Here is a 16,404-nt window from a genome sequence, read left to right as displayed (position 1 = left end):
TTAATGGCTATGTACTATTTTCAGTATGATTGTCTGGTCTGAAAAAAGTGATTTACAAAAATATCGAAAGTATTGTTTTCCAAGCATCTGACATAAACATAAAGTTTTTGCGGAGCTTTTTACAAAAAGCGACTCGCCGAAGGCGCTCAAGCTGAAAATAAGACAGAGCCACATTAAGCTTTGCATTTTTAAATTTTTTTAATCAGAAATTTCAATAAGGAAGTGTTTATGGCCAAAAAACATCAGAATTTGATCACAAAAAAATGGTTCATTGATTTTGTATATTATTTCATAAGAGCCTATAGCTCAACATTCAGGTTCAGGGTTGAAAATGAGGAAAAGTGGATGAACATTCTCAAAAAAGCCAAACCTGTTTTGATCTGCACCTGGCACCAGCAGTTTTTTTCTGCAATCAGATACTTCAAGGAGTACTCGCATTTGCGGCCCGCCCTTATGATAAGTAAGAGCAGCGACGGAGAACTTATTGCAGGGGTCGCCAACAGAACAGGCTGGAAAACAGCCAGGGGATCTTCCAGCAGAGGTGGGCGGGACGCAATGGAAGCCATGATTGAGCATGTTAAAACCTATAAATTAGGCGCCCATGTTGTTGATGGCCCTCAGGGCCCAATAGGGATTATAAAACCAGGACTCATAAGGATAGCGCAGAAATCCGGTGCAGTGCTTGTTCCGTTTGTGATTCATGCCGAATCAGCGTGGTACTTTGGAAGCTGGGACAGATTTATGCTGCCAAAACCATTTTCAAAGGTTGTTCTTAAATACCTTGATCCTTATTATTTGAAAGCAAGTAATGATCCGGCTGTTTTTGAGCAGCAGAGACAGGAAATAGAGAATATCATGCTCCCTTATCTTGTTCTTAAATGAAATATGATGGACTCGCAAAAAGTTTAAAAATGGCTTAAGCGTTATGCCGGACTTGATCCGGAATCCAGTATTTCAGCCACTTCTGGATTCCGGCCTGCGCCGGAATGATGGAAATCTGACTTTTTGCGACCTTATCAAAATAATGACCAATATTTTCTGATCAAGTTGAATTTATATTTCTAATAGAGTAACATGCCCCAATGTTAATAATCCATCAGGATTTCCTTTTGTCATGGATGTTCAAAAAAAGGCTGATATTCAGATTGTTCTGGCTGCCTATTCGTGATTTTCTATTCATCGACACGATAATAATCTGGAAGTTACATATATATGGGTTTTAAAATTGGTATTTCAGGAAAACTTGTTTTGATTCTCCTGAGCACAGGACTATTCTTGCTGATTATAGCAGGAGTCTTGCAATATCGTATTGAGGTTGCAAGTGCCGAAGAACAGCTTTCGAGAGAGGCAGAAGCAATTCTTGACAGGTTGTCCATCAACCTTTCACAGCTTGTTTACGAGTTTAACATCAAGGGTATTGAGGCTGTCGTCAAATCGGAATTTTCAAACCAGAATGTAGGCGGTATCATTGTCTGGGACCCTTCAAACACAGACATCCATTTCGAATATGGCAGACTTCCGAAAGAGAAATCCGTAAAGGCAGAATCTGATCGCTATCTTTTGGTAAAAAAGCCCCTTTCCTTTAAGGATTATGCCGGTAAAAAGAATGAAAAACTTGACATAGCTGTTGTTGAACTTTTCATGGACAGGCAAAAGCTTAAAGATTCGGTTTTGTCCTACACCACAGAAACCATTGCCAAATTCGCCGCAGTAATAGCCTTTCTTATTGCTGTTCTTGCAATGGTTGTACAAAGATTCCTTGTCAATCCGCTTGAGAAAATAAGGGCCGGCATGGAAAAGGCCATGGAAATAAATACTTCCGAAGAAAATTCCGGGCTTTTTCAGACTCCGGTCAGGCTTCATGAAGATGCTCATAAAAAAGGATTCAAAGAAATAAGAAGAATGGCTGAATGCTTTGAAAACATGAGCCTTGCAATTACTGAAAGGCAGAACGAAATTTCAGAAAGTCGTGACAGTCTTAGAATAACACTTCAGTCAATTGGTGATGCAGTCATATCCACAGATATTTCAGGCAGAGTTCAAATGCTGAATATTGTTGCTGAAAAAATGACGGGCTGGTCCATGGAGCGTTCTGTTGACAAGGATATTGCTGAAGTACTCAAGATAATGGATCCAAAGACGAAAAAGCCCCTTGAAAACCCGGTACGCTCTGCTGTGAAGCTTGCAGGTGTTGTGCCTTTTCCTTCTGACTCCATAATGATATCGCCCGAAGGACATGAACTGAATGTCTCGGGCATCTGTTCTCCCATAAGAAGCAGGGATGGCAGGGTTGTGGGAGCTGTCCTCGTGTTCAGGGATATAACCCAGTCAAAGCGAATGGAGGAACAGCTGCATCAGTCCAGAAAAATGGATGTAATAGGCCAGCTTGCAGGCGGGGTGGCCCATGATTTTAATAATATGCTTGGTGGAATAATTGGTAATGCAGAGCTTTTATCATTTGCTCTTCCGGCAGATTCAAGCCTTCGTAAGTACGTTGACACAATAATCAAAGGGTCTGAGAGGGCAGCCGATCTGACTAAGAAACTCCTTGCTTTTTCAAGAAAGGCCAAGGTCGTCACGACTCCTATTGACATTCATGAGCAGATAAGGTCCGCAATCGCTTTACTCGAAAGAAGTATAGATCCTAGAATTAAAATCATATTAAGGCTTGACGCCACAAGCAGTATTGCCGCAAGTGATCCGACTCTCCTTCAGAATGCTTTTCTTAATCTTGCAATAAATGCCAGGGACGCCATGCCTGAAGGCGGTTCACTTACATTTGCGACGTCTAATATTTTGCTTGATCACGAATACTGTTCCAGCCAGCCATACAAGATTGAACCTGGAATGTATCTTGAAATCGGTATAAGCGACACTGGCGTTGGTATGTCAAAAGAAGTGCTTTCAAAGGTTTTCGAACCTTTTTTTACGACCAAACCGGTAGGGCAGGGAACAGGTCTCGGACTTGCCGCTGTCTACGGAACTGTCAAAGATCATCAGGGATCGATCAACGTGTACAGTGAAACCGGTCTTGGAACAGTATTTAAAATATATCTTCCGATTGATGCTTCGAGTTCCGAGAGTTTTGTTCAGGGGGAGGAATCTCTCTCTTGCTGCAAAACCGGATGCGTACTTGTCGTTGATGATGAAGCCATTATAAGAAGCACTGCCCAAGCTTTGCTTTCCTCTCTTGGCTATGATGTTCTTTTGGCTTCGGACGGAGACGAGGCTTTGGATATTTTTTTCATGGAAAAAGAGCGCATCTCCGTAATTCTTCTTGATATAGTAATGCCCAAAATGAGTGGTAGGGAAGTTTATCAGCACATCAGGGAAATAGATGGCGAAGTGCCGATCATTTTTTCATCGGGTTTCAGCAGCGAGGGGATTGTCGGAGACCTTATGGATCTCGGCGCGGCAGCCTTTATTCAGAAACCATACAGGCAGTCGGCGCTTGGAAAAGTATTGAATGATGTCCTGTCTTGATTCAAATGAATACTATGCCTTTTCAAGGGTTATATAAAATGTGCTTCCCTGATTTTTTTTTGATCTGAGATCTACCTTTCCGCCGTGCTTTTCAATGATTCTCTTTGCTATTGAAAGCCCAAGCCCGTCACCCTGGATTTGTGAATCATTGTCTTCCCTCTGGAATATTTCCCATATCTTTTTCTGGTTTTCTTCAGCTATGCCAGTGCCGGTATCGGTAATCGCGTAGGTTACAAATCCATTTATTTCCGAACCTTTTATTGTAATCTGCAGCTGGCGTTTTGCATCCCTGTATTTAATTGCGTTGTCAATAATATTTGAAAAGACCTGGGATATCTGACCATGGTCGCCTTTACAAAATGGAAGGTTTTCAGTGCTTATTATTGCTTGGGCATCCTCAATCTGATAATGCATGGAGGCAACGGTTTTATCTATTATTTCATTTATGTGCAGTTTCATTTTTACAGGAGCTTTGCTTCCGCTTCTAGAAAGCCTGATAAGCCCGTTTATAAGCCCGTCCATTTTTGAGACGCTTGATGTTATATAACCTATCGCATTTTTTGCCTTGATATCTATTATTTCCTTTGCCGAATCGCCATTTTTGAAGCCATTTTCTTTATGGCCGAGTATTTCGGATATCTCTTCCAGGTGTTTTTCTAGTCTCTTGCTGAATCCATGAATATTAAGAAGCGGTGACCTCAGGTCGTGGGAGGCTATATAGATAATTTTTTCTAGTTCGACATTTTTTATCTCAAGGTCAGAGAGAATTCTTTCCCTCTCGATTTCGAGATTTCTTCTGGCTGTTATGTCCCTTATCACAGCAGTTGCTCCGTCGAAATAGCCTGAAGAGCTTCTCCTGTCGGATAGTTTGGCAGAAAACCACCTGATCTCTCCCTGGATATTGGCAGAATATTCATAGTTTTGGGGCTTTCCTGATTTTTTCAGTTTTTCCACTGCTGATTTATAGCCGCTGACTGCTTCGTCAGGCAGATTCAATTCAAAAACTGATTTCCCGAGAAAAAATTCAGGTGGTATTAGCAGTTCTGTTTTTTTTGAAGGCTGGTGAAATGTTAAAAAGCAATTTTCACTGTCAAGAATGAAAACCAGATCATCCATGGATTCCAGGGTTGATCTGAACAATTCTTCACTCTTTGATAGCTCCTCTGTCTTTTTGACGTTTATTCCCATCTCTTTTTCAAGGGCCATGGTTTTTATTTGCACTTGTTTTTTCAGCGTAATGTTCCAGATAAACAGGATCAGGGTGACAAGAATGAAAGCAGCTATGGCCAGGAAAATCTTGATAATCAAATCTGATTTCAGGATGCTTCTTGTTCCGTACCATTTTTCGTCAATTTTTTTATATTCTGAGTTTGATATTTTTGAAAATCCGTAGACAACCAGATCAAGAACTTCCTTGTTGCCTTTGGCAACGGCTCTGTGGAAAGCTCCTGAATATAGTGGTTCTGTGTGTTTGAATTCGTCCTGAATTCCCATTTTATATAAAAAATAGAAGGCAGGAGGCTCATCTACAACAAAAACCGTAATCTTGTTTGCTTTAGCCTGTTTGATTATCTCTTCATAACTGTCAAATTCCAGAAGGCTTTCATGCCCATGCTGTCTGAGTACATTTATTGCGTTGTCTCCTTTTTTTACTGCGATGGTGAAGCCTTTGGCTGTATCTGCATCCTTGATCCCGGAAATCATTTTGTTGAAAAAAATCGGAACCTCGATTTCTGCGTAAGGGTTAGTGAAATCGAATGTCTGGGTGCGCTTTTCATTGAGGAAAATGGTGTCAATAACGTCATATTCGCCTGATTCCATACCTGCAAGTGCCTCATGCCAATCCATGGCCTTTAGTTCAACCGTGACTCCTGTCTTTTTCTCCCAGAGTTTCCATTGATCAACTAAAATACCCTGCTGATTGCCTTCGGAATTCATGAAAATAAAGGGAGGGTAATTATTATCCATGACTACCCTGATTTTGTTTATATTTCCACCAGGAGGCCCCTGATTTGTCTTGTTGCCAGAGTCCCTGCATGAAGATATGAAAAGGGTCACTAATGCTATGACAAGGATTATTTTGAATATTTTGGAAGAATTCATTTAGTAAGCCTTTAAATTGCTAAAAATGAAGCTGCATTTTGGCTATGAATTGTTTTTTTGGTTCTGTGTATGCGGTTAAGATGTGTTTCCTGAGGCTATTTTTTGTAAAAAAGTTATTTTAAATTTTATTATAATAACAGTGTATTATATTTATTTTGATCCCCAATTCCAATATTTATATCTCTGAAAAGTCTTTGCGGAGCTTTTTTCAAAAAGCGACCCGCTCGAGGCACTCGCCATATCAACTTCAAAACAGCCGAACGAATTCGCTTCGGCTTACTTTGGTCGATTGGGTTATAAAACCTCGCCGGAGGCATTCACAACAACATAAAGGTGTCATAAATGTTCTTATGATTCCTATCAGTCTTAGGTTGATAGGGTTGAGCCTCCCTGGAAGCCAGGCAAATCATTCCCTCTTGATGCAAAAAAAGAATAAGAGGGATACCTCCCTTAACAGAGACTGGTCCAGTTGTCTCCAGACCATCTTTTTTTGAATATTTTTTCCATCACGTATGCAAGCCATATCTGTTCAAGGGATCTGAATGGATTTTCAGGCATACCAGGCTTGTAACCATTAAGTTTTGTCCATTCAAAAAAGCCAAAGCCTGCATCCCTGAATTTTTTTTCGGACGCTCCGAGCATTTCCATTAACTGATTCAGCTTGGGGAGCCAGACCAATTTTTCAATTTCAATAAGATTGCCATTTGGCCTGACTCCGAAGCCTTTTTTGATTTTTCCGTCCTTATTGGGCATGTAGAAATGTATCTGGGTGGACTCATCCGTATATATATCGCCAAGGCTCGGCTCCCAGCTTGTCTGAATTTCAGACGCCTTTTTGCACATTAATATGTATTCAGGGCTTTTATCCATAGATAATCGAAAACCTCGAGAGGTTATACCAGTTTTTCTTGTATTATTAAAAAAAATATACCATATTAATCAGGAATTATAAAAATAAATTATTGGTCTTTAAATTCAGTATTTTATATCGGTGATGGTTGATTGCTTTCGATACGGATCGAATCTTAAACTATTATGTGGGAGTGGTGAAAGATGTCCAGGATTATAAATGAAAAAGGTTTGCCGCAGCTTGGAATATTCAATGAAGAAATAACCGACGTAAACTATGCGGATTATTTTTTGGAGACAGCTCTTGGATTTAGAGTTCCGCGCTTTATAAGAAAATTTGCGGCCAATCAATTCTGTTTCATAGGGATAATAAGCAGGGAAATTATGGCAGGTCTTGCCGTTGTTGATCTCAAATACGCGTCCAATGCCTTTTTTTATGTTTATTCAAAAAAAAACAGAAAGCTTGTTGAAGTCAAAAAAATTGGCATTCCTTTGCTAACATCCGTATTCATATCTTCTGATCCGGCAAATCCTTTGTTCCACTTCAGATCAGATTCTCTTACAATGGAGCTTTCTAACTATAGAATTAAGGCAAAAAGCGATAGAATCAAACTTGACGCTGTTCTTGATTCATCAGGAACGTCACCCCTAAGGATATGTACCAAAGCTGGTTACAGGGGATGGGTTTACACGGAAAAAACTACTCCTCTTGGTATTACTGGAGTCCTTGATATTGATGGGAAGGAGATTATTCTCGAATTCCCTGAAACACTTGCCCTCATGGATTGGACCTGCGGCTATATGCGCAGGCATACATGCTGGAACTGGGCGTCTACGGCTTGTCGGCTTGGCGACGATAGACAGATTGGCCTTAATCTTTCATGGGGTGTGAATGAGACTGGTTGGACGGAAAATGCATTTTGGCTTAATGGTAAAATGACAAGATGCAGCAATTCAATATTTGTATTCGACAGGGACGATCTTATGAAGCCTTGGAAAATATATTCCGAGGACGGGAAAATAGACCTGGATTTTGTCCCTGAAGCAACAAGATCCGAAAAATTATGGGCTTTGGTGGCAGCTTCGAGATTCACCCAGCTCTCAGGTGTTTTTAGTGGCGTGCTTCGGACCTCTGATGGCGAGGAAATAATCCTTAAAGATGTTCCTGGGTGGACTGAAGATCATTTTGCAAAATGGTAGGTTTTCTGCCTGTTCAGTTCTCCGGGCCGGAAACAAAATTTTTTATGAGATCAAAAAGGTTATGTATACTGAATGGTTTGCCCAAAAAAGCGTCGGCGCCGAGGGCTTTTGCTGAAGCTTCGTGGTTTGGTATTGACGAGGTAATTATGCATATGATTTTGGGCCTTGCCTCCTTTATTTTTGTAAGGAGTTCGAGTCCGCTCATGTGTGCGGATTCAATACTTGAGATTACGATATCATAGTCTTCTCCCGCCTCAATCTTTTTCCAGGCTTCCCCGCATTCTGAAAATGTATGTATGGCCCTGTTGACGCAATACATCAGGACATGCTCAAGCAATTCTCTGGTGGCATCATCTTTTTCAACAACTGCTATTTTAACATTATTAATCTTGGGTGGGTTCATGCAACAAGTAGTGACTCCATCATTTCGAAGTTGTTTGAAAAAGTGATGGTATTGCTGATATATTCAATATTCTCAAGAAGGGCTTGGCACCTGAACTGTCCCATGGGGGCGCCTGTTGCAAATCCTGACGCCATCACCGATAAAAGGCGTACTCTCTGGTAGAAGATGTGGTTCAGGTATTTGTCTCCGCGTATTTCATGTTCGGATCTGAAGTTTGAAAATTCGCCGCCTGTCCAATCAATGATCTCTTTGGAGATAATCTTGCAGTTTTCAATTATTGATTTGGCCCTGACAGATCCGAGAGGGAATCCTTTTAGATAGGCAAGGGACATAATCACAAGAAGGTTCAGACGAACAATGAAAATATCGTCAACAGTCATATCTCTCATTTGTTCGGGAGCTGATCCTTTTCTTATCATTACATTACTAATCCTTGTTTTCGGCTTTTTAGACGGGGTTGTTTTGCAAGGGATAATAAAGACTATTAAAAATTGATATTTTATAAATAAAGCAGGTTATGATATAAAGTCAAGAAATAACAAAAAGATGTATTCCTCGTCAAAACCCTTAAGCAAAATGATTAACTGACAATAATCCTTAATTTATTCAGCTTGTTTTTATGTATTTCACAAGATCCTTATTTATGATTTGGGCTTCTTGCGGTCATTTCGTCACCTTAAATGGTTTTTTGAGCGGCAATTTAGACTAAACCAACAATGACACGGTCGCAAAAAGTCCGATTTTCGTCTTTCCGGCGCAGGCCGGAATCCAGAAGTATCTGAAAATACACAGATGCCGGATCAAGTCCGGCATGACGCCATTGCCTTTTTTTGAGTTTTTGCGACGCCATCATTAATAAGGTTTTGAGCAGATTGTATCGAATGAAGAGCTTGCTTTTTTTTCCAGATCCAGGAATGATGATGATATTAATAAGAATAGGAGGCATTATGCCGATTCACAATAATGTTATAGGTACAATAGGCAGAACTCCGATGGTCAGAATTTCGAGCCTTGCACAGGGGCTTGAAGCAGAAATTCTTGCTAAACTTGAATTTTTTAATCCTCTTGGAAGCGTTAAGGATAGAATAGGCGCTTCAATGATAGAAGATGGTGAAAAAAAAGGTCTGCTTAGACCAGGCGGACTCGTTATTGAACCAACCAGCGGAAACACAGGGATTGCTCTTGCTTTTATATGTGCAGTTAAGGGATACAGGCTTGTTCTTACAATGCCTGAGACAATGAGCATAGAAAGAAGACGGCTTCTTTCACATCTTCGGGCAGAACTTGTTCTTACTCCGGGCGCCTTAGGTATGGCTGGAGCAGTTTCAAAAGCCGTTGAATTGACAAAGAACAATCCTGGCTCATATATGCCTGACCAGTTTTCAAATCCTGCTAATCCATTGATACATGAAAAGACAACCGCAGAAGAAATCTGGATGGATACTGATGGGAAGGTAGATATGATTGTTTCAGGCGTTGGAACCGGCGGTACAATTACCGGAGTGGCAATGGCTTTGAAATCCAGAAACAAGGATTTCAAAGCCATTGCTGTGGAACCTGATTGTTCAGCAGTGCTTTCAGGAGGGCAGCCAGGGCCTCATCCTATTCAGGGGATTGGAGCCGGTTTCATACCAAAGGTACTCAATATTTCGCTTATTGATGAAATAATAAGGGTGAAGTCCGAAGACTCATTTGAAACTGCGAGGCGCCTTGCAAGAGTAGAGGGCATCCTTTGCGGAATTTCTTCAGGAGCTGCCATGTGGGCTGCCTTGCAGATTGCAGGAAGAAGGGAATCCAGAGGCAAGCGAATCGTTGTTATTCTCCCTTCCACAGGGGAACGGTACCTTTCCACGGATCTTTTTCTTAAAAATCCGTAATTTGAGAATCCGGGACGATTGGCTCCTTAAGCTTGAAGTTCTTTTAATTTCAATGGAATACATTGTGTCAGTTTTTTAAGGAAAATAATAAAGCATATTTATTAAAATCTTGGACTTGTAAAGATGTTTATGGTATTTATATTACTATAAAAGGAAAAGGGCGGCCAAGATGGAACTATCTATTTCCAACACAAACATAGCAGGTAAGGCATACGCGAACCGGCTTCAGGAACCGCGCCAGATTGAGCAAAGGGAACAGGCTGGTCAGGTCAGTAATGTACAGTCAGGCCAGCAAGAAATTGAATCAGCGCTACAAACCCCTTTGCAGCCAGCCAGAAGAGCTGGTGATATTACTTCGTTGGACGGCTCGAACCGGCTGGAGGAAAGATTTTCTCTCTATGCTTCTCAGGGTAATGCTTTAAGGAGAGACATAGGCGCTTTAAATGAAGTCTTTTCTGATAGACCGGGTGTGAATCCAACAAACCAGAGGGCGCAAACAGAGTCGCAAAGCGAAGAGGTAATTGGCGGTAGATTAAGCTCTAATGCACAATCATCAGGGGATGTAGCGCAAGCAGCCGGGCAGGTTCAGGCTAATGTGAATACCGGCGGCAGCAGTATAAGGGATAATACCGCGACTCCTGAAGCCTCTATGAGAAATTATGGGGTAGTTTCGGCCCTCTCCGGATACAGAGAGGCATCAATGCAAATTCAACCAGTACCAACAATTGACCAGACAGTATAAAAAGCAGTAATGCAAGTAAAGTGCAAGAAAGTCATAGTATACTGGTAGTAAAGTTTTGGCCGCCTGTTTAAAAAACTAAATAAGTAGAACAAAGTATAAAGAGCTGACAGAAAGAGTTTCTGTCAGCTCTTTTTTTATTCAGCCAGCCCATATTTTTACTCAGTCAGTTCTTTATATTATTCTTTAGGGTCATAATTTCTGAGCGAACTGAGAAAAAGTCCTGCTCCGCCTGCGATCAAAACCAGAATGGTTATAAGCTCAAACGCTGACATGCCCCTCAGGGAAAAATTTATACTTTGAATTATCCCAAAGCCAAGCATGACAAGGGACGCCATTGAAAGAGCCCACCCTAAAATACTCTTTGAATTATAAAAAATCAGTCCAACCCCAAATATCAGGGGAATAAGCACCATGCCACCGGTCATATGGAATCTGCTGTATTGGAAGATGCTGAATCCGAGACCAAAGCTGTTTGTTACTCTTATTGAGTTAAGGAAAAGATAGCCTCCTCCTATCATCATCAAAAGACCAATGAAAAAATTTCCTGTCCCCCCGGCTGACCCTCCAGCTCCTCTTGACATTATTTTACACCTCTATTTTCTGTTTTTTAAGTAATCCCGATTGAATTTAATTCACTCTTTTAGAGTAATTTTTAAGAGAATGAAAGTCAAACCGCTTTTTCCAAAGAGTCATCAGCGTTTTTATCGATTAGATGATCTGTTAGTTCAAGGCATACTACCCTGTTTCTGCCCATATTTTTTGCAGCATAAAGTGCCTTGTCTGCTCTTTCAATGATATTCGTGATTTTTGTGTCATTCTTATTCATTTCTGAAGCGCCGAGGCTTATTGTTGTGCTTAACATCTGGCAGTTGAAAGCTATCGACATTGATTCAACGCTCTCTCTTATGCGTTCAGCAACAATTTGAACCTGAGCTATTGGTGACATGGGAAGAAGTATTATGAATTCTTCTCCGCCATATCTTGCAAGCACGTCAGCTTTTCTTAGATTTTTCTTGATTGCCGAAGAAGTCTCTTTCAGAACAAAATCACCTGCAGCATGGCCATAAGAATCATTGAGTCTCTTGAAATGGTCTATATCAATCATTATGACGGACAGGGGCTGGTTATATCTGGAGCATCCGTTAAATTCATGTTCCGCAAGTGAAAAAAAGCGTGACCTGTTGTTTACCCCGGTCAGACCATCAGTGTGGGCCATTATTTCCAGTTCTTTTACCAGTTCTTCTTTTTCCTTCAGAACACTTTTAAGCTCAGAGACGACTTTTTCAAGTTTCTGCTTAGTAAGTCTTAAGCTCAGATGGGTTTCAACCCTTGCCACAACCTCATAAGGATCAAATGGTTTTGCGATATAATCCTGACCACCGCATACGAATCCTTTTATTTTGGCATCGGCTTCGCTCATGGCGCTCAGGAAAAGAATTGGGACATCCCTTGTCTCTGGTTCTTCCCTGAGTCTTCTGCATAATTCATAGCCATTCATTTCAGGCATCATTACATCAAGAAGGATCAGATCAGGAGGATTGGATATTGCTGTGCCAAGCGCCTGTTTCGAGCTGGCTGTTGCCCTGACATGATAGCCAGCCTCCGCGAGAATCTGGGACAAAAGCCTTAGGTTGTTAGGTGTATCATCAACAATGAGCACTGTTTTTTTTTCGTTCAGAGATTCCATATCGCTTCCTTATTTATTTACAGCATCAATAGCTGAAATAACAGGTTCATAATCGAAATTGTCAGAAAAGTTTTGCAGGCTTACAGCAATATCAGGATAATCAGATTTAATGATTTCAGCGAGACGGCAAATTTCAGTTGCATCAGCATCCGAAGCTGCCTTGTATAGTTTATAGAGCCATTTTTTATCCATTTGACTTAAATCCAGGAGGCTATTTGTCTGGTCTGCTTCATTATGAGAGTCGTAAATGCTTTCAAATGCAGCATCATATATGAATCTTACACCAAGATGCCTTTCAAGCTGCTCTGCAATTTCACTTTCCCTGTATGGCTTGCTCAGGAATGAATCAGCGCCTTTGTTGAATATAACCAGTTTCTGTTCTTCAAAAGTGCTTGCAGTAAGAGCGATTATAATGGGCTGTTTGCGTGATTTATCTGACCGGATTATTCCCATAGCTTCATAGCCGTCCATAACAGGCATCCTCATATCCATGAATATAAGATGCGGTTCCCATTTTTCCCATAAATCCAGAGCTTCTTTCCCATTTGCGGCCATTTTTACGTCCAGTTCCCAATGAATGAGAAGATCACGCAGAAGATTTCTGTTCGCTTCAACGTCCTCTGCAATCAGAATTCTGTGTTTGAAATTTGAAGGCAGTTTCCCTATTACATCCGTTGAAAATATGGTGCGGTTTTCCATGGTTTCAGATTCAGATAATATTACAGGGATTTCAAATATGAAAGTTGCACCAAGATTGTGCCCCTGGCTTTCCGGGTATAGATCTCCTCCCATAAGCTGAGCGAACTGGCGGCTTATCGAAAGGCCAAGGCCTGTTCCACCTACATGGTTCTGGCCGCTGCTGGTTTGCCTGAAAGGCTTGAATATTATGGAAAGCTCGTCCCCGGACATGCCTGGGCCTGTGTCTTCTATTTTGAATGTGATATATGTGAAATTATTATCCTGTCTTGTTTGTCCTCCACTTTTAGAACTAAGCGACACAGATGACTGGGACACAGATAACCTGATCTCTCCTTTTGATGTGAATTTAATGGCATTGCCAATAAGATTGATTAGAACCTGCCTGATTTTACCTTCATCCGAAGAAATATACCTTGGAACATTTGGGTCAGAATGGATTCTGAAGGCGATACTTTTGCTCATTGCAGGGAGTCTGAACATATTTGAAATATCATCGACAAGTCTGTAAAGATCAAAAAAAGTAGTGTTTAGCGATGTGTGCCCTGATTCTATTTTTGCCATGTCGAGTACGTTGTTAATCAGCTGGAGAAGATGCTCACCGCTTCTGTTTATGGTGTTCAGATTCTTTCTTTGTTTGTCAGAAAGCTCGGGATCGTGGGTCATTAGTTGGGAAAAACCAAGAATGGCATTAAGTGGGGTTCTGAGTTCATGGCTCATGTTCGCAAGAAATGAGCTTTTAGCCTTGTTGGCGCTTTCAGCCGCCTGCCTCGCTTTTTCAAGCTCGACCGTTCTTTCGTTTACTCTTTGTTCGAGTTCTTCATTAAGCTGCCTTAGCCTCGCCTCGCTCTCAAGGAGAGCACGTTCTGCGGCTTTTTTTTCGGTTATGTCAATTCCGGCTCCTATAATATATGAAACTTCTCCATGATTATTTACTATACAGGTATTATTCCAGGAAATGTATCTCAGTTCACCTTTTTTTGTTCTCCAGTGGTTTTCATAGGAATTAGGGAAGTTTCCGTTTTTCAGATCGCAGAAGATCTTTTTTACCTGCTCCAACTCTTCGGAAATAAGCAGATGATCCCATAATGCCTCATTTCTTATTTCATTGAAGGTAAAGCCTGTTACCTCCTCGCATTTCCTGTTGAAGCTTGCAACTCGTCCATCTTTGTCAATTACTACGATAAGAGCGCCGGATGTATCCAGAATGGCCGAAGAAAAATCCCTTTCCTTTTTAAGTGAATATTCCGCTTTTTTTCTGGCTGTAATATCTTCAATCGTAGCTATGAAATATTGAGGCTTAGACCCATTCGTTTTTATGGAAGCCACAGACACATTAACCCAGACGGTCGCCCCTGATCTGTGTATATATCTTTTTTCGTATGACAGGGTACGGACATCGCCGGAGGTAAGATCCCTAAAAATATGCAGATTTGAGTCCCTATCCTCAGGATGTGTAATGTCCGCAACTGATTTTCCTATTAAGTCAGATTTGAAATAACCGGTTATTTCGGCAAATTTTGAATTGACGCTTATGAAATTGCCCAAAATATCAGTCTGGCATATCCCTATTGCAGCATTTTCAAAAATGACCCTGAATCTCTCCTCGCTTTCTTTCAAAGCCTTTTCCGCAAGGATTCTGTTAATAAAATCAAATGCCATTTTCGATAGTTCGGAAAGAGCTGTTATATCACTCTCTTCATAGTCCCATGCCTTGTTGCCGACCCCCATTATTGCAATGGTTTCTTCACCGTTTGATATGGGCAGTACAAGCTCCCTTAGTATCGGGACATGGCCTGGTGGCAGCCCTTTTTTTTCTGGAAGAGAAGAATAGCTGTTATGAATAAGCGGGTGATTGTATCTTAAACAGTCTGCCCACACTCCGGCTTGGCTTAATGGATAGTGCTGCCCCCTTGCGGAGTCGTTGCAGACTTTTAATGTGGCTTCTGACCATGTCTGAAGAGCTATGGTGGCGGTTTCTTCGTCAAATAGATGAAAGAATCCTATGTGGCTGTCAGTCAGTTTTTCCGCTTCATTCAGGGTTGTCTTCAATATTTCGTCCATAATTCCGGTTGACGCAGCTTCGCTGAGATGAATCCTCGCTTTTAGCAGGTTTTCGGTACGTCGTCTTTCTGAAATGTCCATGAATGTAATTATTATGCACGGGTCATTTTCGTAAACTATTGCTGATGCGGAAAGCAGCACAGGGAAAATCACTCCTGATTTTTTTCTGAAAACAGTCTCAAAATTATGGATTCTCCCGTCTTTAATAAGGCTATCAGCCATTTTAACCCTGTCTTCAGGCCTAACCCAGAGTCTTGCCCTTAGAGTTGTGGTTTCAAGGGCTTCTTCCTTTGAATAGCCTGTGACCCTTTCAGACGCGTCATTTACGTCTATGATTCTGCCATCCGAAATTCTTGTAATGGCAATAACTTCCGGGCTTAGTTTAAGAAATGGCGGCAGGATATCATTGCTTGCAGAAGCAGCCGAGTATTCACTTGAAATTTTTTGATTAAGTGCCTTGAGCTGCTGGTTCATGGCATCTAATTCATTTATTCTGAGCCTGTATCCCTTGATTTTTTCCTCGGTTCTTTTTTCCGATTCATTTTTCGCATCTTCTAAGTTCAGCGTCAGTTGTCCGAGTCTTATGAATGGAATAATCCTGTCCATGAAAACCTGGGCAGAAGAAGGCCTTTTGATTATGAGCGCCTCTAATCCTGATATATTTCGCGAAGAAACGTAGTCTTCTGCAAGAACCAAAAATGGAACCTTAATGAGAAAGTGTTTGATGTCAGTGGTTTCGAAAAATCTGATCGTGTTTTCCAATTCACCCGGGATGTCTGCTATGATCAAAACAGGACTCACTTCAGATACTATTTCCTGAATATCCTTTATTTTATTGGATATTATGATTTCATAGCCGGATGATTTAAGGGCGTCATAAGATAATCCCGGGTTTTCAGGGTGTTCGGTAATTAAAAGAATGACTCTGTATCTGTGAGTATTCATTATTTCAGGTACCTTTGTATTTAAATCACTGTATGGGAGTAATACGTGCCGGAACATGGTCAGATTGATTGTTTCAATATCAAGCGACAAAGCGATGTAGTAGCATCCGCTTTGGCGTAAATAATAAGTGTTTTTTCGCAGGTGTCCTTCCTGGAATTAATCTTGGCAAAAGAGCAAAAAGTCAGATTCCCGTCATTCCGGCGCAGGTGGAATCCTGAAGTGTCTGAAAATAAAAAGATGCAGGATAAAAAGCGGCATGACGCTTAAGCCTTTTTTGACTTTTTGCGAGTCCATCAATATCAGACTGACGGCGCGAAGTTTATTAATGTATTTAAATAATACACAGAATAAACGC

Annotated in this window: 12 protein-coding genes; 5 read left to right on the top strand and 7 right to left on the bottom strand. The window is 41.0% G+C overall.

The window, feature by feature from the left end:
- The first annotated feature begins 228 nt into the window (after positions 1-228).
- Positions 229-882 carry a lysophospholipid acyltransferase family protein gene (locus K245_RS0112705; RefSeq protein ID WP_027359569.1) on the top strand — a complete coding sequence of 218 codons (654 nt, stop codon included), beginning with the start codon at positions 229-231 and terminating at the stop codon, positions 880-882.
- Between the two features lie 330 nt (positions 883-1,212).
- Positions 1,213-3,483, top strand: a complete 2,271-nt coding sequence (locus K245_RS24355) for a hybrid sensor histidine kinase/response regulator (RefSeq protein WP_051284101.1) — start codon at positions 1,213-1,215, stop codon at positions 3,481-3,483.
- 12 nt (positions 3,484-3,495) lie between these two features.
- Here K245_RS24355 and K245_RS26665 read toward each other — a convergent pair whose 3' ends face one another.
- Together K245_RS26665 and K245_RS0112690 are read right to left on the bottom strand one after the other, a co-directional pair.
- Positions 3,496-5,586: a transporter substrate-binding domain-containing protein gene (locus K245_RS26665; protein ID WP_027359568.1), complete on the bottom strand. Its 2,091-nt coding sequence runs from the start codon at positions 5,584-5,586 to the stop codon at positions 3,496-3,498.
- A 450-nt stretch (positions 5,587-6,036) separates the two neighbouring features.
- Complete coding sequence (locus K245_RS0112690; RefSeq protein ID WP_027359567.1) at positions 6,037-6,456, bottom strand: hypothetical protein; 420 nt, start codon at positions 6,454-6,456, stop codon at positions 6,037-6,039.
- 183 nt (positions 6,457-6,639) lie between these two features.
- On the opposite strand from K245_RS0112690, the gene K245_RS24345 reads away from it, so the two are divergent.
- On the top strand, positions 6,640-7,635 hold the full coding sequence (locus K245_RS24345; RefSeq protein ID WP_051284100.1) for a DUF2804 domain-containing protein: 996 nt from the start codon (positions 6,640-6,642) through the stop codon (positions 7,633-7,635).
- Between the two features lie 13 nt (positions 7,636-7,648).
- Here K245_RS24345 and K245_RS0112680 read toward each other — a convergent pair whose 3' ends face one another.
- Positions 7,649-8,038: a response regulator gene (locus K245_RS0112680; RefSeq protein WP_027359566.1), complete on the bottom strand. Its 390-nt coding sequence runs from the start codon at positions 8,036-8,038 to the stop codon at positions 7,649-7,651.
- Positions 8,035-8,457 (bottom strand): hypothetical protein, encoded by a 423-nt coding sequence (locus tag K245_RS0112675; protein WP_027359565.1) that lies wholly within the window; start codon positions 8,455-8,457, stop codon positions 8,035-8,037. The genes K245_RS0112680 and K245_RS0112675 overlap by 4 nt, the downstream gene beginning before the upstream one ends.
- A gap of 528 nt (positions 8,458-8,985) precedes the next feature.
- Here K245_RS0112675 and cysK point away from each other — a divergent pair.
- Together cysK and K245_RS0112660 are read left to right on the top strand one after the other, a co-directional pair.
- Complete coding sequence (gene cysK / locus K245_RS0112665) at positions 8,986-9,915, top strand: cysteine synthase A (protein WP_027359563.1); 930 nt, start codon at positions 8,986-8,988, stop codon at positions 9,913-9,915.
- A 169-nt stretch (positions 9,916-10,084) separates the two neighbouring features.
- Complete coding sequence (locus tag K245_RS0112660) at positions 10,085-10,657, top strand: hypothetical protein (RefSeq protein WP_027359562.1); 573 nt, start codon at positions 10,085-10,087, stop codon at positions 10,655-10,657.
- 176 nt (positions 10,658-10,833) lie between these two features.
- Here K245_RS0112660 and K245_RS0112655 read toward each other — a convergent pair whose 3' ends face one another.
- The 3 genes from K245_RS0112655 to K245_RS26660 all read right to left on the bottom strand — a co-directional run bounded on the left by K245_RS0112655 (position 10,834) and on the right by K245_RS26660 (position 16,049).
- A complete protein-coding gene (locus K245_RS0112655) occupies positions 10,834-11,238 on the bottom strand; it encodes a hypothetical protein (RefSeq protein ID WP_027359561.1) in 405 nt (134 codons plus the stop codon).
- An 86-nt stretch (positions 11,239-11,324) separates the two neighbouring features.
- The gene (locus tag K245_RS24340; RefSeq protein WP_051284099.1) at positions 11,325-12,344 is read right to left on the bottom strand and encodes a diguanylate cyclase; all 1,020 of its coding nucleotides are present in this window, start codon (positions 12,342-12,344) and stop codon (positions 11,325-11,327) included.
- 9 nt (positions 12,345-12,353) lie between these two features.
- Positions 12,354-16,049 carry a PAS domain S-box protein gene (locus K245_RS26660; RefSeq protein ID WP_051284098.1) on the bottom strand — a complete coding sequence of 1,232 codons (3,696 nt, stop codon included), beginning with the start codon at positions 16,047-16,049 and terminating at the stop codon, positions 12,354-12,356.
- Between the last annotated feature and the right edge of the window lie 355 nt (positions 16,050-16,404).

The sequence above is a fragment of the Desulforegula conservatrix Mb1Pa genome, assembly GCF_000426225.1.
Taxonomy (GTDB): Bacteria; Desulfobacterota; Desulfobacteria; order Desulfobacterales; family Desulforegulaceae; genus Desulforegula; species Desulforegula conservatrix.
This window is presented reverse-complemented; position numbering and strand designations above follow the sequence as displayed.